Origin of the sequence: Catenuloplanes japonicus, from assembly GCF_000717135.1 — a bacterium.
Classification (GTDB): domain Bacteria; phylum Actinomycetota; class Actinomycetes; order Mycobacteriales; family Micromonosporaceae; genus Catenuloplanes; species Catenuloplanes japonicus.
Genome location: NZ_JNXY01000019.1, coordinates 110,383 through 131,271, shown reverse-complemented (window position 1 = coordinate 131,271; position 20,889 = coordinate 110,383). Strand labels below are relative to the sequence as shown.

The 20,889-nt window shown below is 72.0% G+C and carries 16 protein-coding genes; 11 read left to right on the top strand and 5 right to left on the bottom strand.

Annotation, left to right across the window (positions count from 1 at the left end; all coding sequences use genetic code 11):
* Window positions 1–13: 13 nt before the first annotated feature.
* The 3 genes from OP04_RS25735 to OP04_RS25725 all read left to right on the top strand — a co-directional run bounded on the left by OP04_RS25735 (window position 14) and on the right by OP04_RS25725 (window position 2,881).
* A complete protein-coding gene (locus OP04_RS25735; RefSeq protein WP_035086710.1) occupies window positions 14–1,012 on the top strand; it encodes a hypothetical protein in 999 nt (332 codons plus the stop codon).
* A 74-nt stretch (window positions 1,013–1,086) separates the two neighbouring features.
* Window positions 1,087–1,572 carry an SRPBCC family protein gene (locus OP04_RS25730; protein WP_232323739.1) on the top strand — a complete coding sequence of 162 codons (486 nt, stop codon included), beginning with the start codon at window positions 1,087–1,089 and terminating at the stop codon, window positions 1,570–1,572.
* A 52-nt stretch (window positions 1,573–1,624) separates the two neighbouring features.
* Entirely contained in the window at window positions 1,625–2,881 is a 1,257-nt protein-coding gene (locus OP04_RS25725; RefSeq protein ID WP_033342400.1) for a PQQ-binding-like beta-propeller repeat protein, read from the top strand.
* Here OP04_RS25725 and hisC read toward each other — a convergent pair whose 3' ends face one another.
* Genes hisC through OP04_RS25700 form a run of 5 tightly spaced genes read right to left on the bottom strand, consistent with a single transcriptional unit; the run spans window position 2,882 to window position 6,725 of the window.
* The gene (gene hisC / locus OP04_RS25720; protein ID WP_033342399.1) at window positions 2,882–3,958 is read right to left on the bottom strand and encodes a histidinol-phosphate transaminase; all 1,077 of its coding nucleotides are present in this window, start codon (window positions 3,956–3,958) and stop codon (window positions 2,882–2,884) included.
* Window positions 3,955–4,941 carry an RDD family protein gene (locus tag OP04_RS25715; protein ID WP_085066763.1) on the bottom strand — a complete coding sequence of 329 codons (987 nt, stop codon included), beginning with the start codon at window positions 4,939–4,941 and terminating at the stop codon, window positions 3,955–3,957. The genes hisC and OP04_RS25715 overlap by 4 nt, the downstream gene beginning before the upstream one ends.
* Entirely contained in the window at window positions 4,938–5,534 is a 597-nt protein-coding gene (locus OP04_RS25710) for an RDD family protein (RefSeq protein WP_085066762.1), read from the bottom strand. Before OP04_RS25710 ends, OP04_RS25715 begins: the two co-directional genes overlap by 4 nt.
* A gap of 40 nt (window positions 5,535–5,574) precedes the next feature.
* Window positions 5,575–5,952, bottom strand: a complete 378-nt coding sequence (locus OP04_RS25705; RefSeq protein ID WP_033342398.1) for a DUF3037 domain-containing protein — start codon at window positions 5,950–5,952, stop codon at window positions 5,575–5,577.
* The gene (locus tag OP04_RS25700) at window positions 5,949–6,725 is read right to left on the bottom strand and encodes a HipA family kinase (protein WP_033342397.1); all 777 of its coding nucleotides are present in this window, start codon (window positions 6,723–6,725) and stop codon (window positions 5,949–5,951) included. Before OP04_RS25700 ends, OP04_RS25705 begins: the two co-directional genes overlap by 4 nt.
* A 111-nt stretch (window positions 6,726–6,836) precedes the next feature.
* Here OP04_RS25700 and OP04_RS25695 point away from each other — a divergent pair, with 111 nt between their 5' ends.
* From OP04_RS25695 to rlmB, 8 genes are all read left to right on the top strand, one after another.
* Window positions 6,837–8,249, top strand: a complete 1,413-nt coding sequence (locus tag OP04_RS25695) for a PQQ-binding-like beta-propeller repeat protein (protein WP_051798981.1) — start codon at window positions 6,837–6,839, stop codon at window positions 8,247–8,249.
* A gap of 51 nt (window positions 8,250–8,300) precedes the next feature.
* Window positions 8,301–9,968: a fumarate hydratase gene (locus OP04_RS25690; RefSeq protein ID WP_033342396.1), complete on the top strand. Its 1,668-nt coding sequence runs from the start codon at window positions 8,301–8,303 to the stop codon at window positions 9,966–9,968.
* Window positions 9,969–10,179: 211 nt separating this feature from the next.
* A complete protein-coding gene (locus OP04_RS25685; RefSeq protein WP_033342395.1) occupies window positions 10,180–13,119 on the top strand; it encodes an AfsR/SARP family transcriptional regulator in 2,940 nt (979 codons plus the stop codon).
* 40 nt (window positions 13,120–13,159) lie between these two features.
* Window positions 13,160–14,557, top strand: a complete 1,398-nt coding sequence (locus tag OP04_RS25680) for a class II fumarate hydratase (protein ID WP_033342394.1) — start codon at window positions 13,160–13,162, stop codon at window positions 14,555–14,557.
* Window positions 14,558–14,683: 126 nt separating this feature from the next.
* The gene (locus OP04_RS25675) at window positions 14,684–16,396 is read left to right on the top strand and encodes a S8 family serine peptidase (protein WP_033342393.1); all 1,713 of its coding nucleotides are present in this window, start codon (window positions 14,684–14,686) and stop codon (window positions 16,394–16,396) included.
* Between the two features lie 159 nt (window positions 16,397–16,555).
* Window positions 16,556–18,253: a S8 family serine peptidase gene (locus tag OP04_RS25670; RefSeq protein WP_033342392.1), complete on the top strand. Its 1,698-nt coding sequence runs from the start codon at window positions 16,556–16,558 to the stop codon at window positions 18,251–18,253.
* A gap of 74 nt (window positions 18,254–18,327) precedes the next feature.
* Window positions 18,328–19,743 (top strand): cysteine--tRNA ligase, encoded by a 1,416-nt coding sequence (cysS, locus tag OP04_RS25665; protein ID WP_033342391.1) that lies wholly within the window; start codon window positions 18,328–18,330, stop codon window positions 19,741–19,743.
* Window positions 19,743–20,885 (top strand): 23S rRNA (guanosine(2251)-2'-O)-methyltransferase RlmB, encoded by a 1,143-nt coding sequence (gene rlmB, locus OP04_RS25660; protein ID WP_033342390.1) that lies wholly within the window; start codon window positions 19,743–19,745, stop codon window positions 20,883–20,885. Before cysS ends, rlmB begins: the two co-directional genes overlap by 1 nt.
* Window positions 20,886–20,889: the final 4 nt, after the last annotated feature.

The following is a 20,889-nucleotide window of genomic DNA, read 5'->3' as shown; positions in this document are numbered from 1 at the left end:
AGGTTCAATAGCCATGCCGACGGGGCTGATACCGCCGCTGCTCGCGGGCCTGGTGGATGACGCGGCGCTGGTCTCACGGGGTGGCACCGTGCCCCTTGACGACGCCGCGCTGCTGGACGCCGCATCGGCGCACCGCGAGCACGCCGCGGCGTGGTACGCGGAGCTGGTCGGCCCGCTGCTGATCTCGATGTCGGTACTGGCGCGGGCGCGTCTGTCCGGCGCGGAGCGCGCGTCCGGGACGGAGCGCCCGTCCAGGGCAGAGAGCTTGTCCGGGTCCGAGCGCGCGCTCGGCGGCCCGGAGCGCGCGTCGGGCCTGGAGCGCGTGGCCGGCCCGGCGTGGCCGTTCGGTGCGGAGCGGCCGGAGATCGCGGTGATCGCGGACACCGGGCTGGACGCGTTCGTCCGGGCCCGCTCCCGGATCGACCGGCGGTTCACGGTGCGTCAGGTCGAGGTCCCGGTCGCGAAGCGCGGTGAGGATCCGCAGCCCGGCCTGCACCGGCTCATCCGTGCGCTGGCCTCCGGCGCGGCACCGAGGGGCTACGCGGAGATCCCGCTCAGCTGGGGCCTGCTGGGCGCGCTGGACACGGTTGCGGCGGCACGGGCGGCCGGGGCGCCGGTGGCCGCGAAGTTCCGCACCGGCGGGCTGGCCGCGGAGCTGTTCCCCACGCCGGTCGAGCTGGCCGCGATCATCTGCGCCTGCCGGGAGCGGGACCTGCCGTTCAAGCTGACCGCCGGCCCGCACCACGCGCTGCGCAGCGCGGACCCGGAGACCGGCTTCGTGCATCACGGTTTTCTGAACGTGCTGGTCGCCAGCGTGCTGGCCGCGGACGGCGGTGAGGTGGCCGACGTGGCCGAGGTGCTGGCCAGTACGGATCCGGTGCGTCTGATCGAGGCGGTACGCGCCCGGCGCGAGGAGCCCCGGCCGCTGTGGGAGGGGTTCGGCGCGACCGCGGTCATCGACCCGTTGACCGATCTGATCCGATTTGGCCTTGTAAATGGCGGCTTTGATTAGGCACAGTCCGGAATTGGCTATCCGCACGCCCTGAAGCCCCGTTACTCTGCGGCAATACGTGGTTACGGGAGGCGATGGTGTCGACCATCTCGGTCAGCCGCATGATCCAGGCACCCGCCGCGCACGTGTGGCGGCTCTTCACCGATCTGCACCACCGCTCCGCGTGGCTCTCCACGGTCGACCACGTCGAGGTGATCACCGGCGGCGACCTGCGGGCCGGGTCGGTCTGGCGGGAGACGCGGCACATGCCGGACGGTGCGCGCGTCACCGAGGAGTTCCGGGTCGAGGAGTGCGACGAGGGCGTCCGGCTCGTGGTCAGCTCGCCCGGGATCGGCGCGGACTACCGGATGACGTACACGTTCACGCCGGTCGAGGAGGGTCGCCACCGGGGCGACACCGTGGTGACCGCGGTGCAGGTGGGCACGCCGCTGGCGGCCCGGGGAAGACTGATCGCGCTGTTCCTGGGCGGTTTGGCGGCGGTGGTGTCCGAAGGGGCGCTCCGGCACGATCTGCACGATCTCGAGCGCGCGGCACGCCGTCAGCTGATCGAATTCACGTGACCTTGACCGGATCGGCACCGAGCTCTCAGCGGGTACACGGTAGGGTGCCGGGGTGCTTCAGGAGGCGGAGAAGAAGAGCCGCGCAGTGTGGTGGCAGGCGGCCGTAGCGGCCGTCGTGCTGCTCGTGCTCGGCGTGGTCGCGGGGATTCGAGTGCTCGGCCCGGCCGAGGTGCTGACCGTCACGACATCGACGAACGGCCGGCCCATCCCTCGCGTGGCCGGTACCGCGGGACTGCTCTACTGGGCGCCGCTGATCGCGGGCAACGCCCGGGTCTTCGCGGGCGACCGGCTGGTGCGGGTCGACGTGCCCTACAACGGGACCACCGAGCGCACGCCGTCGTGGTCGCTGCGCCGCTGGCCGCAGAGCCTGCTCGGCGTGGTCACCTCCGGCGAGCTGGTGATCAGCCGCTGGTCGGACGGTGACCTGGTGGCGATCAACGGGGGCGACGGCAGCCGGGCCTGGCGGGCGACCGGCCCGGAGTCGGCGCCGGACGCGGGCACGCCCCGGGAGCGGCGCACCAACGAGCAGCTGACCTGGACGCCGCCGGACCTCTACACCGCGGACGACTCGGCCGGCGTCCCGCTGGTCGTGGTGCGCGGCGAGAGTTCGGTGCGGGTCTACGAGGCGCGCACCGGCACGGAACGGCCGCAGATCGAGGCGGACTGCGGCCCGAAGAGCTTCACGACCGCGGACGGCCGGTTCGCCTGCCAGACCTCGGCCGGGCTCTCCGTCTACAACCTGGCCGGCGGCGCCAAGTACGACTGGGCGTACGCGGACAAGTTCAAGGCCGACTCCTGCTTCCTCGGCGCGTCCCGCTGCGGGCTGGTGCGCGAGGACAAGGCCAAGGGCAAGGCGTATCGGTTCACCGACACGGCCGTGGTGGCCACGCCGCAGGCCGACGTCGAGGGCGCGAGGGTGTGGGGCGACGTCGTCTTCACCACGGACGGCGCACGCACCGCCACCGCGACGAACATGGAGACCGGCGCCGTGGTCTGGACCTGGCCCGGCCGGGAGTACGACAAGAAGCTCCGCGTGCTGGCCGTGCAGAAGGACCGCGTCCACCTGATCAACCTGGACAACCGGATGGTCACGCTGGACCAGGCCACCGGCGCCCAGATCTCCCTCTTCGCGTTCGGCGTGCCGATCTCGAAGAGCACGGGGGAGGAGCTGCACTGGACGCCGGGTCCGGCCTACGCCCAGGACAACCTGGTCGTCGCCGTCCGGCGCAGGGTGAACGCGTCATACCTGTCGCCGGACGACGGTTACTACTTCATGCACGAGGCCGTTGCGGTCGGCATCACCGAATAGCTACAGCGCGTCGGCCGCGGCCGCGAGGAACGCATCGTTCTCCGCGGCCGTGCCGACCGTGACCCGCACGCCGTCGCCCTGGAACGGGCGGACGATCACGCCGCGGGACTCCAGCGCGGAGCCGAACGCGGCGGCCCGGTCGCCGAGCGGCAGCCACACGAAGTTCGCCTGGCTCTCCGGGATCTCCTGACCGAGTTTGCGCAGCTCCGTGGTGAGCCGGTCCCGCTCGCCGACGACCAGCGCGCAGCGGCGGCGCACCTCCTCCTCCTGGTCCAGCGCGGCCAGCGCCGCGGCCTGGGCCAGCAGGTTCGTCGAGAACGGCGTGGTCACCTTGCGGACCGCGGCCGCCACCTCCGGCGCCGCGACCAGGAAACCGACCCGCATGCCGGCCAGGCCCCAGGCCTTGGAGAGCGTGCGCAGCACGGCCACGTTCGGCCGGTCGGCGTAGGTGTCGATGCCGTCCGGCACGTCCGGGTCCGTGTTGAACTCCCGGTACGCCTCGTCCAGCACCACCAGCACGTTCTCCGGCACGGCGTCCAGGAACCGGTCGATCTCCTCGCGGCGCACGCTGGTGCCGGTCGGGTTGTTCGGGTTGCAGACGAAGATCAGCCGGGTCCGGTCCGTGATCGCGGCCGCCATCGCGTCCAGGTCGTGGCCGTGGGCGGGCGTGTTCGGCACCCGGACCGCGGTGGCGCCGACGCCGGCCGCGACGATCGGGTACGCCTCGAACGACCGCCACGCGAAGATGACCTCGTCGCCCGGCAGGCAGGTGGCGCGCGCCAGGTTCTCGCAGATCGCCACGGAGCCGCAGCCGGTGACGAGCCGCTCGACCGGCACGCCGTACCGCGCGGAGAGCTTGTCCCGCAGCGCGACCGCGGCCGGGTCCGGATAGCGGTGCGTGCCCGAGGCGGCCGCGGTGATCGCGTCCACCACGCCGGGCAGCGGACCGAACGGCACCTCGTTGCTGGCCAGCTTGATCGCCTCGGACAGGCCGAGGTCGCGGGCCAGGTCGGCGGGGCTGCGGCCGGCCACGTAGGCGGGGATCGCATCCAGGTCGGCGCGGGTCAGCCGGGTCATCGGTCTCCTCCGGTGGTGTCGGTGCCGGGCTGTGCCGGGACGGGCGCGTTGCGGGGCAGTTGGACCACCACGGTGTCCGCGACCTTGTCGTGCCAGCCGCGTTGCAGGTGCCGGTCGAAGAGCGGCGACAGCCCGTCCAGGATCTGCCAGAGCAGGCCGATGCCGCAGCAGGACCAGAAGAGCGTGGCGACGCCGTAGAGGTTCCACCGGCGGAACGCGCGGAGGAAGCCGGGCGCGGTGCCCTGGGAGAGCGAGACGGTCTTGATGCCGACCAGCCGCTTGCCCAGCGTCTGGCCGTTCGCGGCGATCTGCGGCACCTCGTAGGCGAACCAGACCATGGCGGTGACCAGCAGCATGGCCAGCTGCAGGAGTGCGAACCGGTCGGACGCGGTCGGCATGGTGGCGGTCTCGCCGCGCTCGACCGCGGCCACGTACTCGTTGACCGCGGGCAGGTAGATCTGGAACTCCTCGACGTACTGCACGAGGAACCACGAGTTCGCGATCAGGACCAGCACGAGCAGCACGCCGAGGTCGATCACCCGGGCCAGGAGGCGGGCGCCGTACCCGGCGAGCGGCATCCCGTGCGGCATGGCCGGCGGCACCCAGCCGGGCGGGCCGTAGTGCGGACCGTAGGGATGCGGCGGATAACCGGGCGGCGGGCCGCCCTGCCAGCCGGGCGGCGGCGGGCCGCCCTGCCAGCCGGGCGGGGGCGCACCCTGCCAGCCCGGAGGCGGGCCCTGGAACGCTGCCGGAGGGGTCTGGCTGACGGGCCAGCCCTGCGGGCCGCCGTCGCGCGCCGGGGGCGTGCCGTCCGCTCCGGGAACCGGCGGGGCGGGCTCAGGCTCGGGCTCCGGTGGCGGCGGGCCGTCCGGCGGCGTCACGTCCGCGGGCAGTGCCTTGCCGATCCAGCCCTCGCCGTCCCACCAGCGCTGCGTGGCGGGGTCCGCCGGGTCCTTGTACCAGCCGGGGGCGATGTCGCTCACTGGAACACACCGCCGGCGAATGCTGTGCTGCTCACCGGAGAAACCTTAACGACCGTTGTCATGGAAGCCTTGTCGTGGATGCACTGCTGGTAGGGCTTGTCCCAGAGTTGCCACAGTCCGTCGAGGTACGACCCGCCCGGCACCATGGCCAGGCCGATCGTCGCGCCCCACCGCTTGACCGCGGTGCCCCGGCTGATGCCGTGGCCGGGCTGCTGGCCGAGCACCACGATGTGCAGCCGCATCATCCGCTTGCCGGGCGTCTGGCCGGTCTTCAGCGCGAGCTCCACGTGGTAGAGGTAGCTGATCAGCATGCCGAGGACGAACGCGACCGGCATCGAGATGAACAGCGAGGCGAGGTAGCCGGGCAGCGCCTCCTCGTTGGTGGTGCCGTTCGGCCCGGCGAGCGCGACGGCCTGGGAGACGACGTAGATGACCAGCGGGATCGTGTAGATCAGGCTGGCCGCGCCGATCAGCAGGGCATCGATGAGGTACGCCACGAGCCGCTCGCCGAACGGGGCGAGAATCGGCGGGGGCGCGGAATATCCGGGATGCCCGGTATATGCGGGAGGGGGACCCGAGAACTGCGGATTCACGCGGCCAGTCTCCCAGCTCGCGCTGACAAATGTCTGCGAGCTACCGGACGAGCACGTCCATCAGCCGTTCCAGCTCCGCGCCCGGGTCCGCGGTCAGGCCGGAGTGCACCGCGCCGGTCTGGATGACCGTGCTGCGCGGCGCGGTCAGCCAGCGGAAACGCTCGCCGGGGCGCATGCCGGAGGCCGGGCCGCAGACCACGTCGCCGGCGGTGGTGACCTCGAACGACCGCAGCGCGCCGAGCACCGCGTCCACGTCCGCGGTCCGGTCGAGCGCGTGCAGCCGGTCCGGGTCGAGCTGGGTGCGGGCCGCGAGGAAGCCGGCGCGCTGGCAGTAGAGGATCACGCCGACGTTGATCCGTTCGCCGCGTTCGACCCGGGGCATGACGCGGACCAGCGCGTACTCGAAGACTTCGGTCACTTCGCCACCCCCGCCGGGAGCCAGGCGTCCCGGCCGGCCACGCGGGCCAGCAGGTGATCGTGGTAGGCCGCACGCACGCCGCCCGGCGTGGCCAGCGACGGGTCCTCGCTGTCCGGCAGCGCCAGCCAGCCGTCCGGCACCAGCGCCAGCACCTCGGTCAGCAGTGCGGAGGTGATCTGCGGGCCGAGCGCGGCGTCCGCCTCGGCGAGCCGGGTGGCGAACGGCGCGAGCACGTGGTCGTCGGCCTTGAACGGCCGGTGCACGACCGCGCCGGCCCGCGGCCAGTTGTGGTGGAAGTAGAGCGCGGCGCCGTGGTCGATCAGCCAGAGCCCGCCGTGGTGCCAGGTCAGCAGGTTCGGGTTGCGCCAGCTGCGGTCCACGTTCTCGGTGAACGCGTCGAACCAGAGGATCCGCGAGGCCAGCATCGGGTCGACCGGGTGGGCCAGCGGGTCGAAGCCGAACGCGCCGGGCAGGAAGTCCATCCCGAGGTTGTCGCCGCCGGAGTGCTTGAGCAGCTCCTGGACCTCCTGGTCCGGCTCGGCGCGGCCGATCACCGGGTCCAGGCCGAGCACGACCAGCTCGGGGACGGGCAGGCCGAGACGGCGGGCCAGCTCGCCCGCGATCACCTCGGCGACCAGCGCCTTCGGCCCCTGGCCCGCGCCGGAGAACTTGACCACGTAGGTGCCGAGGTCGTCGGCCTCGATCACGCCGGGCAGTGATCCACCCTCACGCAGCGGTGTCACGTACCGCGTTCCGACCACTCGGCGAAGCATGGTCAACAGCTTACGGCGTACCCCCGATGGAGGGTTTTGATCTTATTTGTTATGGACAGGCGGGAAATGTGCAAGCGGGACCATCGTGATCAGCGTGGTTAGCGTGGGCCCGTGGCGAACGGCCGGCGGATCTGTGTGCGGTGCTGGCTGATCCTTGCCGTGGTCGCGCTGGTCACGCTGGCGCTGACCAACGTCTGGAACCCGTGGCCCGGCCTGCTGGCCTGGGTGAACCAGAGCGGCACGCTCTCCGAACCGGCGCCGCTGTGGCAGCAGCGGGTCGGTGCGCTGCCACGGTCGGTCACGATAGCGGGCGGTGCCGTGGTCATCGACCGGGGTGATGCGGTCGAGGGACGCGCGATCGGCAACGGCGGTGTGGCCTGGGAGAAGACCGGGATCAGCTGGAACGCGGTGGCCGGCGACGGCAACGAGGCGGTGGTGCTGACAGGCGAGATGCTCACCAAGGGTTACCAGGTGCTCAACCCCGCCAACGGTACGGTGCTGCGGCAGAGCACGGACGCGCTCGGCGTCTGGACCTATCGGAACCTGCTGATCGACGTGCGCTGCTTCGCCGCGAAGGACTGCGTGCTCTCCGCCTGGGAGCCGCGCGGCACCGCGCCGCTGTGGTCCACCGACCTGCCCGGCATCCAGGTCGGGCTGAGCGCGGACAACCCCAAGTCGTTCGGTACGAAGCTGCTGACCACGACGAAGGTCAACGAGGACGCGGCCGGTCCGCAGCCGGCGCCGGTGCTGCTGGGACTGCCGATCGACAACAAGGTCTACGTGGTGGAGACCGGCACCGGGCGGGTGACCCGGGTGGCGGACCCGGGCCGCGAGGAGCGGGTGACCACGGCCGGCGGGCGGGTGATCCGCGTGCTGGCCCAGTCCGCGGACGGCACCTGCTACTTCACGGTCTCCGGGCACGAGGCGGCCACCGGGCGCGAGGTGTGGAAGCAGACCGCGCTGAACCTGCGCACCGCGGAGAGCGCCGGGTGCGCGCAGCGCGACGACCCCAGTGGCGGGCGCAACGTGGTGCTCGGCGTGGCGCCGGACCGGCGTGAGGTGATCGCGGACACGTACGACGGCCGCCTGCTCTGGACCGGCGACCCCGGCGACCGGGTGCTGGCCGTGGACGACCGCTACGTGGCCGTGCGCTCCGCGGACAACCGGCTGCTGCGCGGCTACGTGCTGGGTGAGTCCGGCGTGGCCTGGTCCCGGAACGCGGACGAGGACACGCAGGCCGCGATCGCCCGGTACGCGGTCGTGGTGATCGAGAAGGACCCGGACCGGGTGGTGGCGCTGGCCCCGTCCGACGGTGCGGTCCTGGCCCAGCTGCGCTCCGGCGCGGACGTGCTCGCGGTCGGCCCGGCCGGCCTGGTGATCGGCGACGGCCGGGACATCGGCTACGTGCCCTACGGGTCTCAACTTGCCAATGGCGGTAACTCCGACCAAACGGGCGGGCCGCAACCCCCGCAGAGCGGCTGCGGAGGCGAAAAGCAGCCCAATTGCGGGGTCTCCGGCAAGTAGCCACGGACCGGTCACCGCCCCCGTGCCGGGACTGGCCTAGGCTTTCCGCTCATGAGCAGTGCCGCCGCCTTCTCCCATGCCCCCCTGCTGCCGCTCGGGGAAGATCTGACCGAGTACCGCCTCGTGAGCGACGAGGGCGTCGACGTGGTCCACGGTCCGGGCGGGCGCCGATTCCTGACCATAGAGCCGTCCGTGCTGACCCAGCTGACCGCGGAGGCGATGCACGACATCGCCCACTACCTGCGCCCGGCGCACCTGACGCAGCTGCGGTCCATCATCGACGACCCGGCCGCCTCGCCGAACGACCGCTTCGTCGCCATGGACCTGCTGCGCAACGCGAACATCGCGGCCGGCGGTGTGCTGCCGATGTGCCAGGACACCGGCACCGCGATCGTGATGGGCAAGCGCGGCCGGCACGTCCTCACGGACGGGCTGGACGAGGAGGCGATCGCGCGCGGCGTGTACGAGGCGTACACGCGGCTGAATCTTCGCTACTCCCAGCTCGCGCCGATCACCATGTGGGAGGAGAAGAACACCGGCACCAACCTCCCCGCGCAGATCGAGCTGTACGCGGAGGACCCGGGCGGGCATCCCGACGCCTACAAGTTCCTGTTCATGGCGAAGGGCGGCGGCTCGGCCAACAAGTCGTACCTCTACCAGGAGACGAAGGCGCTGCTCAATCCCACGCGGATGATGCAGTTCCTGGAGGAGAAGCTGCGGCTGATCGGCACCGCGGCCTGCCCGCCGTACCACCTGGCGATCGTGATCGGCGGCACCTCCGGCGAGCACGCGCTGAAGACCGCGAAGCTGGCCAGCGCGAAGTACCTGGACACGCTGCCCACCTCCGGTTCGATGCTGGCGCACGGCTTCCGCGACGTGGAGCTGGAGGCCGAGGTGCTGGAGCTGACCCGGCAGTTCGGCATCGGCGCGCAGTTCGGCGGGCGGTACTTCTGCCACGACGTGCGCGTGGTCCGGCTGCCCCGGCACGGCGCGTCCTGCCCGGTCGCGATCGCGGTCTCCTGTTCCGCGGACCGGCAGGCGGTCGCCAAGATCACCCCGTCCGGCGTGTGGCTGGAGAAGCTGGAGACCGACCCGGCCCGCTTCCTGCCGGACGTCACGGACGAGTCGCTGGAGACGGACGAGGTGGTCAAGGTCGACCTCAACCGCCCGATGGACGAGATTCGCGCGGAGCTGTCCCGCTACCCGGTGAAGACCCGGCTCTCGCTGACCGGCCCGCTGGTGGTGGCGCGCGACATCGCGCACGCGAAGATCGCCGAGCTGCTGGACAACGGCGGTGAGATGCCGCGGTACCTGCGCGACCACGCGGTCTACTACGCCGGACCGGCGAAGACCCCCGAGGGGTACGCGTCCGGCTCGTTCGGCCCGACCACGGCGGGCCGGATGGACGCCTACGTGGAGAAGTTCCAGGCCGCGGGCGGCAGCATGGTGATGCTGGCGAAGGGCAACCGCTCCCGCGGCGTGACCGAGGCCTGCCACCGCTACGGCGGCTTCTACCTCGGCTCGATCGGCGGCCCGGCCGCACGCCTGGCCCAGGACTGCATCCGCCACGTCGAGGTGCTCGAATACCCCGAGCTGGGCATGGAGGCGGTCTGGAAGATCGAGGTGGAGGACTTCCCCGCGTTCATCGTCGTCGATGACAAGGGCAACGACTTCTTCGCCGAGGTCACCAAGCCGGTCCTCACCGTGGGCCGCCGGTAGCCGCCATGTCTCGTTGGTCGCATGCCCGCCCGGCCGTGATGGTGCGCGGACGGGCAGGCGACCACCCCCGATGTGGATCTTGCAAGACGTGTTTACACATCCGCAGCCATAGCCTGCCGGGGAGCGCTTCCGATTCGCTGCCGTTCCGCTCTCACGCTCAAACATCGGTTCGACAGCACATCTCATCGGCGACGCGGGCCCGGGGGTTGAGATGTGGTTCGGGATCCTAGGTCCGCTCCGGGCCGCGAACGGCGACGTGGACGCGCCGGTCGCGGCCGGGCGGGACCGCGTCGTGCTCGCCATGCTGCTGCTCAACTCGCTGCACGTGGTCTCGATAGATCAGCTGGTCGACGCGCTGTGGGACGAGTCGCCACCCGCCACCGCGCGCGGCCAGCTGCAGAGCAGCGTCTCCCGGATCCGCCGCGCGCTCGCCGAGGCCGGCCTGCCCGCGGAGCTGATCGTCACCGACCCGGCCGGATATCGCCTGGTCGCGGACCCCGACCAGATCGACGTGAACGTCTTCGCCCGCCGCCTCGGCCAGGCCCGGCTCGCGGTGGAGAAGGAGCAGTGGACCGAGGCACGTGACCACTTCCGCGCCGCGCTCTCGCTGTGGCAGGGCCCCACGCTGGCCGGTATCACCAGCCCGGCCGTGCGCCGTGCCGCAGCCGCGCTGGACGAGCAGCGGCTGCTGGCCATCGAGGACACGTTCGACGTGGAGCTGCGGCTCGGGCTGGAGCGCGAGGCGATCGGCGGCCTGACCGGGCTGGTCGAGCGGCACCCGCTGCGGGAACGGCTGCGCGGCCAGCTGATGATCGCGCTCTACCGGGCCGGCCGGCAGGCGGACGCGCTCGCGGTCTACCGGGACGCGCGGGAGGCACTCGCCGGCGAGCTCGGCATCGAGCCGGGCCCGGCGCTGCGCGAGGTGCAGCGCGCCATCCTCACCGGAGAGGTGGAGACCGCGCCCGCGCACCGGGACGGGACGCTGCCGGTGCGCGCGCTGCCACGCACGGTCGCGGACTTCACCGGCCGGGCCGAGGCCGTGACGCGGCTGGTCCGCGCGGTCGAGCACGCCGGCTTCGACGGCCCGGTCATCCAGGTCATCGACGGCATGGCCGGCAGCGGCAAGACCACGCTGGCCGTGCACGTGGCGAACCTGGTCGCGCCGCGCTACCCGGACGCACAACTCTTCATCGACCTGCACGGGCACAGCCTGCGCCGTCCGCTGGACGCGTCCGCCGCGCTGGTCACGCTGCTGCGTCAGCTCGGCCTGCCCGGCGACCGGATACCGGTCGACATGGACGACCGGGTCGCGCTCTGGCGCAGCGAGCTGGCCTCCCGGCGCGCGCTGGTCGTGCTGGACAACGTGGCCAGCACCGCGCAGATCGCGCCGCTGCTGCCGGCGTCCGCGGGCAGCCTCGCGCTGATCACCAGCCGGCGCCGGCTGCTCGGCCTGGACGCGGTACGCCCCGAGTCGCTGCCCGTGCTCTCCGAGGCCGAGGCCGTCGACCTGCTGGCCCGGATCGCCGGCGACCGGGTCCGCGCGGAACCCGCGGCCGCGGCCGAGGTGGTGCGCTGCTGCGGGCACCTGCCGCTGGCCATCCGGCTGGCCGCGGCCCGGCTCGCCCACCGCCCCCGGTGGAAGGTCGCGGACCTGGCCCGCCGCCTGGCCGGACGCTCCGCGCTGCCGGAACTGGCCGCGGAGGAGCGCACGGTGGCCAGCGCGTTCGACCTGTCCTACGCGCATCTGCCGTCCGGCGCGCAGCGCGTGTTCCGGCTGCTCGGGCTGCACCCGGGCGACCGGTTCGACGCGTTCACCACGGCCGCGCTCGCGGACCTGCCGCTGGACGACGCGCAGGACGTGCTGGACGACCTGGTCGACTGGCACCTCGTCGAGGAGCCGCAGGCCGGGCGGTACCGGCTGCACGACCTGATGCGCGAGTTCGCCGCCGGGCTGGCGGCCCGGGACCCGCTGCCGGAACGGCACGCCGCGGTCGGCCGGCTGCTCGACTTCTACCTGCACGCGGCGGACGCGTCCACGGTCGCGATGGAGGCGCACACCTCCGGCGACGTGCGTGGCTGGGGGCCGACCCAGCGGCCGGACCTGATCGATGCGCTGCCGAACAAGCTGCGCTGGCTGGAGGACGAGCGTGGCGGGCTGATCGCGCTGGCCGACCGGGCGATCGGCGCCGGGCACGCGCACTACGCCTGGTGGCTGGCGCGGGCGGCGTGGCGGTTCCTGTACGTCAACGCGTACCACGACGACCTGATCGTGCTGCACGAGCGCGGGCTGGCCGCGGCGCTGCTGGCCGGCGACGACGCGGCCGTGGCGCAGGTGCTCAACTACCTGGCCTCGTCGTACTACCGCACCGGGCGGTACCGGCAGGCGGTCACGCACCTGACCGAGTCGCTGCGCCTGCGGGAACGGCTCGGCGACGACCGCGGCGCCGCCACCACGCGCGGCAACCTGTCCGCGGTGCAGCTGATGATGGGCCTGCTGCCGGAGGCGCTGGCGAACGCGCGCGCGGCCTACGCGGTCTGGGAGCGGCTCGGCGACGACCGGGGCCGGATGCTGCACCTGCCGAAGATGGGGTTCGTCGCCACCCTGCTCGGCCGGTACGAGGAGGCGCTGCACTACCACCGCCGCCACCTGTTGCTCGCCTCCGAACGCCGGGACCAGCACAACGTCACGGTCGCGCTCGGCCACATCGGCGCGGTCCGGGTACGGATGGGCGCGGCCGATCCGGGCGCCCGCTGCCTGGCCGCGGCGCTGCGCCGGCAGCGCGGGATCCCGTACAACGAGGCCGAGGTGCTCAACGATCTCGGCACCGCGCGCCGGCTCCAGGGCCGGGCGGCCGAGGCGGAGCAGCACCACCAGGAGGCGCTGCGGATCATGCGCACGGTCGGCGACCGGCAGGGCGAGGCGCTGGTCGGCAACGATCTCGCGGCCACGCTGCTGGCCGGGGGCGACGAGGAGGCGGCGGCGGAGGCGTACCGGCGGTCGTTGTCGATCAGCGTCCAGATCGGGCACCGGTACGAGCAGGCCCGCGCGCTGGCCGGCCTCGGCGACTGCCTGCGGCGGCGGGAGCCGGAGGAGGCGCGGCAGTACGCCGGGCGCGCGCGGCAGATCTTCGACGAGATGGGCGTGGCTTAGATCATCTGCGGCCGGAACGCCGCCGAGAGAGGATGGGTCCGTGACTGCGAACGAGAGCGAATTCCGGATCGAGCGCGACACCATGGGCGAGGTCCGGGTGCCGGTGAACGCGCTGTGGCGGGCCCAGACCCAGCGGGCCGTGGAGAACTTCCCGATCTCCGGGCGAGGTCTGGAGCCGGCCCACATCCGGGCGCTGGCCCAGATCAAGGGCGCGGCGGCGGCGGTGAACGCGGAGCTCGGCGTGGTCGACGCCGACGTGGCGAAGGCGATCGAGACCGCGGCCGCGCACGTGGCGGACGGCGGATACGACGACCAGTTCCCGATCGACGTGTTCCAGACCGGTTCCGGCACGTCGTCCAACATGAACACCAACGAGGTGATCGCCACGCTGGCCGCCCGTGAGCTGGGCCGCGAGGTGCACCCGAACGACCACGTGAACGCGTCGCAGTCCAGCAACGACGTGTTCCCGTCCTCGATCCACCTGGCCGCCACGCAGGCGGTCACCCATGACCTGATCCCGGCGCTCTCGTACCTCGGCGACGCCCTGGCGCGTAAGGCCGAGGCGTGGGCAGAGGTGGTCAAGTCCGGGCGCACCCACCTGATGGACGCCACGCCGGTCACGCTCGGCCAGGAGTTCTCCGGGTACGCCGCGCAGGTCCGGTACGGCGTCGAGCGCCTGGAGTCCGCGCTGCCCCGGCTCGCGGAGCTGCCGCTCGGCGGCACCGCGGTCGGCACCGGCGTGAACACGCCGCCCGGCTTCGCGCCCGCCGTGATCGAGAAGCTGCGCGCCGCCACCGGCCTGCCGCTCTCCGAGGCACGCAACCACTTCGAGGCGCAGGGTGCGCGGGACGCGCTGGTCGAGACGTCCGGCCAGGTGCGGACGATCGCGACCGGCCTCTACAAGATCGCCAACGACATCCGCTGGATGGGTTCCGGCCCGCGTGCCGGCCTGCGCGAGCTGCGCCTGCCGGACCTGCAGCCCGGCTCGTCGATCATGCCGGGCAAGGTGAACCCGGTGGTGCCGGAGGCGGCCCGGCAGGTCGTCGCACAGGTGATCGGCAACGACGCGGCCGTGGCGTTCGCCGGTTCGCAGGGCGACTTCGAGCTGAACGTGATGCTCCCGGTGATGGGCCGCAACCTGCTGGAGTCGATCAAGCTGGTGGCGAACGTGTCCCGGCTGCTGGCCGACCGCTGCGTCGACGGCCTGGAGGCCGACATCGAGGTCACCCGCGGCTACGCGGAGGGTTCACCGTCGATCGTCACACCCCTCAACCGCCACCTGGGGTACGACGAGGCCGCCTCCGTCGCGAAGCAGGCGCTGAAGGAGAACAAGTCGATCCGCGAGGTGGTCGTGGAGCGCGGCCACGTTTCGTCCGGAAAGCTCACCGAGGAGCAGCTGGACACCGCTCTGGACGTGCTTCGGATGACTCGTCCGTAGCGGACCTGTTTCGCCTGCTACGCCTCGGTAAAGCTTTTGTTCATTCCTCTATGCGAATTCATGAAGATCGGGTGAGATGCTTCCAGGCCGCTGTCGGCGGCCGCCTCGACTCTCGAGAGGAAGCACATGGCGAGCAGACGCTTCACCGCCGGCTCGGTCGCGACCGTGACCGGGCTGGCGCTGGTGCTGGCGGTTCCCGCGGGCGCGGCCACCGCCGCACCGGCGGGCACCGCCACGACCGAATACACGGTGGTCGCCGAGGACGGTGTCTCCGCCGCCGCGGCGAAGGCGGCGATCACGGCCGCCGGCGGCACGGTGGTGTCCAGTAACGACAGTGTCGGCACGTTCACGGTGAGCAGCACCGCGTCCGACTTCGCGGCCAAGGCGACGGCCGCGGCCGCGCTGATCGGGGCATCGAGCGCGGACAAGGCGATAGGCCAGGCGCCCAAGCTCGACCTCGTCGAGCAGGAGCACCTGGTGGACGCCGCGAAGAAGGCGGCCAGGGGCAAGGGCGGCGGCCATCACGGCCCGAAGCTGGACCCGCTGGACGACCGGCTCTGGGGCCTGGACATGGTCCGGTCCGACGACGCCCGCCGGGTGGAGCCCGGCGACAAGGGCGTGACCGTGGGCGTGCTCGACACCGGGCTGGACGCGACCAACCCCGACCTCGCGGCGAACTTCAGCCGGTCGCTCTCCCGCAACTTCGCGCCGGACATCGAGGCGATCGACGGCCCGTGCGAGGTCGCCGGCTGCCTCGACCCGGTCGGCACGGACGACGGCGGCCACGGCACGCACGTCGCGGGCACCATCGGCGCCGCGGCGAACGGCACCGGCGTCTCCGGCGTCGCGCCGAACGTGACGCTGGTCGAGCTCAAGGGCGGCCAGGACTCCGGCTACTTCTTCCTGGAGTCGGTGGTCAACGCGCTGACGTACGCGGGCGACGCCGGTCTGGACGTGGTGAACATGTCCTTCTACGTCGACCCGTGGCTCTACAACTGCCTCGGCAACTCGGCTGACTCGGCGCAGGAGCAGGCGGAGCAGCGGGCGATCATCACGGCGATGAAGCGCGCGCTCACCTATGCCCACAACAAGGGCGTCACGCTGGTCGGCGCGCTCGGCAACAACCACGAGGACCTCGGCAAGCCGCGGACCGACGTGGGCAGCCCCAACTACCCGGGTGACACCGTGCGCCCGCGTCCGATCGACAACAAGACCTGCTGGGACCTGCCGGTGGAGGGCCCGTTCGTCATCGGCGTCTCCGCGCTCGGCCCGTCCGGCCGCAAGTCGGACTTCTCCAACTACGGCACGGAGCAGATCTCGGTCGCCGCACCGGGTGGCTGGTTCCGTGACGGCTACGGGACCGACTCGTTCCAGACCGACGCGAACATGATCCTCTCGTCGTACCCGTTGAAGGTGCTGCAGGAGGAGGGCTCGGTCGACGCGAACGGCAACGTGCTGCCGGAGGCCGCGGACTACGTCTTCAAGGACTGCACCAAGGCCGGTAAGTGCGGTTACTACACCTACCTCCAGGGCACGTCGATGGCGTCGCCGCATGCTGCCGGCGTCACCGCACTGATCGTGTCCAAGTTCGGCACGCGGGACTGGCGCCGTGGCGGCCTGACGCTCGCGCCCGACTGGGTCGAGCAGCACCTCTACCGCACCGCGGCGGAGAAGGCGTGCCCGCAGCCACGACTGGTCAGCTACGCGCAGGAGGGCCGCCCGGCCGAGTTCGACGCGCTCTGCGAGGGCACGAAGAACGTCAACGGGTTCTACGGCTACGGCGTCGTGGACGCCTACGCGGCGGTGACCACGCCGCTGCAGCCCTGGGTCAAGCCCTAGCCAGGATCCGACGACCTGACGGCCGGTCCCGCGTTCCGGGGCCGGCCGTCATTGTCGGCGGAGTCGAATTTATGCATTCCTCTATGCGAGTTCACCGATGTCGGATGGGATGCTTCCAGGCCGCCGTCGACGGCCGTAACCCGACACGAGAGGAAGCAGATGCTCAGCAGACGTTTCACCGCCGGCTCGGTCGCGACCATGACCGGGCTGGCGCTGGTGCTGGCCGTTCCGGCCGGCGCGGCCACCGCCGCGCCGGCCTCGGCCGAATACACCGTGGTCGCCGAGGACGGGGTCTCCGTCGCGGCGGCGAAGGCGGCGATCACCGCGGCCGGAGGCACGGTGGTCGAGAGCAACGAGAGTGTCGGCACGTTCACGGTGAGCGCCACGGCCGCCGACTTCGCGGCGAAGGCGGCGGCGTCATCCGCGCTGATCGGCGCCGCGAACAACGAGCGGGCGTTCGGCCGGGCACCGAAGCTCGACCTCGTCGAGCAGGAGGCGCTGCTGGCGCCGGCCTCGAAGTCCGCGAACCGCAGCGATCACCGCGGTCCGAAGCTGGACCCGCTGGACGACAAGCTCTGGGGCCTGGACATGGTCCGCTCCGACGACGCCCGCCGGGTGGAGCCGGGTGACCGTGGTGTGACCGTCGGCATCCTCGACACCGGCCTGGACGCCAGCAACCCGGACCTCGGGGCGAACTTCAGCTGGCAGCTGTCCCGCAACTTCGCCAAGGACATTCCCGAGGTGGACGGCGAGTGCGAGGTGGCGAGCTGCCTCGACCCGGTCGGCACGGACGACTACGGCCACGGCACGCACGTCGCGGGCTCGGTCGGCGCGGCGGCGAACGGCACCGGCATCTCCGGCGTCGCGCCGAACGTGACGCTGGTCGAGCTCAAGGGCGGCCAGGACTCCGGCTACTTCTTCCTGCAGAACGTGGTCAACGCGCTCACCTACGCGGGCGACGTCGGCCTGGACGTGGTCAACATGTCCTTCTACATCGACCCGTGGGCCTACAACTGCCTGAACAACCCGGCCGACTCGGCCGCGGAGCAGGCGGAGCAGCAGGCCACCATCACCGCGGTCCGGCGTGCGCTGACCTACGCGCACAACAGGGGCGTGACGCTGGTCGGCGCGCTCGGCAACGGCCACGAGAACCTGGGCAACCCGCGGCCGGACTCGTCCAGCCCGAACTACCCGGGCGGCACCGAGCGGACCCGCGTGATCGACAACGCGACCTGCTGGGACCTGCCGGTCGAGGGCCCGTTCGTGATCGGTGTGTCCGCGGTCGGCCCGTCCGGTCGCAAGTCCGACTACTCGAACTGGGGCACGGAGCAGATCTCCGTGGCCGCGCCCGGCGGATTCACGCTGGACGGCTTCGGCACGCCCAGCTACAACACCGCGGGCAACCGGATCCTCTCGACGATGCCGTTGAACATCCTGCAGGACCAGGGCCGCGTGGACGCGAACGGCAACGTGGTCGCCGGCTTCGAGAACCTGGTGTTCAAGGACTGCACCAGGGCCGGGAAGTGCGGCTACTACGCGTACAGCCAGGGCACCTCGATGGCGTCCCCGCACGCCGCCGGCGTCGCCGCGCTGATCGTGTCGAAGTTCGGCACGCGGGACTGGCGCCGTGGCGGCCTGACGCTCGCGCCCGACTGGGTCGAGCAGCACCTCTACCGCACCGCGGCGGAGCGGGCCTGCCCGACGCCGGCGCTGATCAGTTACGCGCAGGAGGGCCGCTCGCCCGAGTACGACGCGCTCTGCAGCGGAACCACGAACTTCAACAGCATCTGGGGGTACGGCATCGTCGACGCCTACTCGGCCGTGACCACGCCGCTGAAGCCCTGGGTGAAGCCGTAAGAGCCTGATCAAGATCATCCACTGGTACGATGGCCGGTCCCCGGGATCCGGGGACCGGCCGTTACCCTTGCAGGGTGACACTGCGCTTGTATGACACCGCGACCCGGTCGGTGCGGGACTTCGTCCCGCGTTCACCCGGCAAGGCGGGCATCTACCTGTGTGGTCTCACCGTGCAGTCCGTCCCGCACATCGGCCACCTTCGCTCCGGTGTGAACTACGACGTGCTCCGTCGCTGGCTGATCCACTCCGGCTACGACGTGACCTTCGTGCGCAACGTGACGGACATCGACGACAAGATCCTGCAGAAGTCGACCGAGCAGGACCGCCCGTTCTGGGCCATCGCGTACGAGAACGAGGTCAAGCTCGCGGCGGCGTACCGGTCACTCAACGTGCTGCCGCCGACCTACGAGCCGCGCGCCACCGGGCACATCCCGGAGATCCAGCAGATCATCGCGGCGCTGATCGAGAGCGGTCACGCCTACCCGTCCCCGGACGGCTGCGGCGACGTGTACTTCTCCGTGCGCGACTTCCCGGCGTACGGCGCGCTCTCCGGCCAGAACCCCGACGACATGAAGAACGCGCTGGACGGCCCGGCCCGGATCAAGCGGGACCCGCGCGACTTCGCGCTGTGGAAGGGCGTCAAGGAGTCCGAGCCGCCGGCCGGCAGCTGGCCGTCGCCGTGGGGTCGCGGCCGCCCCGGCTGGCACATCGAGTGCTCCGCCATGTCCTGGCGCTACCTGGGCGAGGAGTTCGACATCCACGGCGGCGGGCTGGACCTCCAGTTCCCCCACCACGAGAACGAGATCGCCCAGTCCAAGGCCGCCGGTTACGGCTTCGCCCGCTACTGGGTGCACCACGCGCTGCTCAACCTCGGCTCCTCCAAGATGAGCAAGTCGCTGGGCAACGTGCTCGACCTCGACCACGTGGCTGGCCTCGGCGTGCGCCCGATCGAGCTGCGCTACTACGAGGCGCAGCCGCACTACCGGTCGACGATCGACTACTCGGACGAGGCGTTGCGCGAGGCCGCGGTGGCGTACCGGCGGATCGAGGGCTTCGTGCAGCGCGCGGTGGAACTGGTCGGCGTGGGTGACCTCGGCGACATCCCGCCCGCGTTCGCGGCCGCGATGAACGATGATCTGAACACGTCCGCGGCGCTCGCGGTCGTGCACGAGTCGATGACGCGCGGTAACAGCGCGCTCAGCGCCGGCGACCGGGACACGGTCACCACCGCGCTGGCCGAGGTGCGAGCCATGCTCGACATCTTCGGCGTCGACCCGCTGGACCCGGCCTGGCAGGCCGGTGGCGGCGGTGACGATCTCCGCGGAATCGTCGACTCACTGGTCGCGCTCGCGCTCGAACAGCGCACCGCGGCACGCGGACGCAAGGACTGGCAGGCTGCGGACGCCGTGCGGGACCAGCTCAAGAACGCCGGCATCGCGGTGGAGGACACCCCGGCCGGGCCACGATGGACCATTGGGGAGCAGCACTGATGCCGGGCAATTCGCAGCGCAGGAACAAGCGCGTCACGCCGAAGAAGGGCGCGCCGTCGGGTTCCGGCGGAAAGAACCGCGACGGTCTCGCGGGCCGCGGCCGCACGCTGCCCGCGGACGAGCGTCCCTGGCACAAGGGCTACTCCGGCACCGAGGATCTGCCCGAGAAGACCGCGCGCAAGCAGGACAAGGAGCGCCGGGCCGCGGCCGCGGAGGGCCGCGCGCCCAAGATCGGCATCCCCGGTTCCAAGGACACCACCTGGGGCCGCAACGGCACCGGCCGGGGCGCGCCCGCGCGCACCGCGTCCGGCCGGGGCGCGCTCGCCGGTGGCCGCGGGGCGGGCAAGGTCGGCGCCCGCGGTCCGCGCATCGCGCCGGGCCGCCGCTCCACGCCGCCGAAGGACTCGCCCGAGTTGCTGGTCGGCCGCAACCCCGTGGTCGAGGCGCTGCGTTCCGGCGTGCCCGCGACCGCGCTCTACGTGGCGCAGGGCATCGAGCAGGACGAGCGGGTCCGCGAGGCGGTGCGCTTCTGCGCCGACAAGGGCATCGCGATCATGGAGATCAGCCGTGCCGAGCTGGACCGGCTCACCGGCGGCGTGCTCCACCAGGGCATCGGCGTGCAGGTCCCGTCGTTCGCGTACGAGGACTTCACCGACATGGTCACCGCGGCCATGGAGCACACCGCGCCGCTGCTGGTCGCGCTGGACGGCGTCACCGACCCGCGCAACCTCGGCGCCGTGATCCGGTCCGCGGCCGCGTTCGGCGCGCAGGGCATCTTCGTGCCGGAGCGCCGTGCCGCCGGGATCACCGCGACCGCGTGGCGCACCAGCGCCGGCGCGGCCGCCCGGCTCCCGGTCGCCCAGGTGACGAACCTGACCAGGGCGATCAAGGCGTGCCAGCAGGCCGGCTTCATGGCGATCGGGCTGGACGCGGAGGGCGCCACCGACGTCTACCACCTGGAGGCCGCCACCGGCCCGACCGTGGTGGTGGTCGGCTCCGAGGGGCGCGGGCTGTCCCGCCTCGTCGGCGAGACCTGCGATCTGCTGGTGTCGATCCCGATGGCCTCGGACGTGGAGTCGCTCAACGCCTCGGTCGCGGCCGCGGTCGCGCTCTCCGAGATCACCCGTCGCCGTAACGCCTGATTAG

Coding starts and splice junctions, on each gene's coding strand:
- rlmB (WP_033342390.1), top strand. CDS start 19,743: ATGCCGGGCAATTCGCAGCGCAGGAACAAGCGCGTCACGCCGAAGAAG.
- hisC (WP_033342399.1), bottom strand. CDS start 3,958: ATGACCCGGCTGACCCGCGCCGACCTGGATGCGATCCCCGCCTACGTG.
- OP04_RS25670 (WP_033342392.1), top strand. CDS start 16,556: ATGCTCAGCAGACGTTTCACCGCCGGCTCGGTCGCGACCATGACCGGG.
- OP04_RS25730 (WP_232323739.1), top strand. CDS start 1,087: ATGGTGTCGACCATCTCGGTCAGCCGCATGATCCAGGCACCCGCCGCG.
- OP04_RS25685 (WP_033342395.1), top strand. CDS start 10,180: ATGTGGTTCGGGATCCTAGGTCCGCTCCGGGCCGCGAACGGCGACGTG.
- OP04_RS25700 (WP_033342397.1), bottom strand. CDS start 6,725: ATGCTTCGCCGAGTGGTCGGAACGCGGTACGTGACACCGCTGCGTGAG.
- OP04_RS25690 (WP_033342396.1), top strand. CDS start 8,301: ATGAGCAGTGCCGCCGCCTTCTCCCATGCCCCCCTGCTGCCGCTCGGG.
- OP04_RS25735 (WP_035086710.1), top strand. CDS start 14: ATGCCGACGGGGCTGATACCGCCGCTGCTCGCGGGCCTGGTGGATGAC.
- OP04_RS25675 (WP_033342393.1), top strand. CDS start 14,684: ATGGCGAGCAGACGCTTCACCGCCGGCTCGGTCGCGACCGTGACCGGG.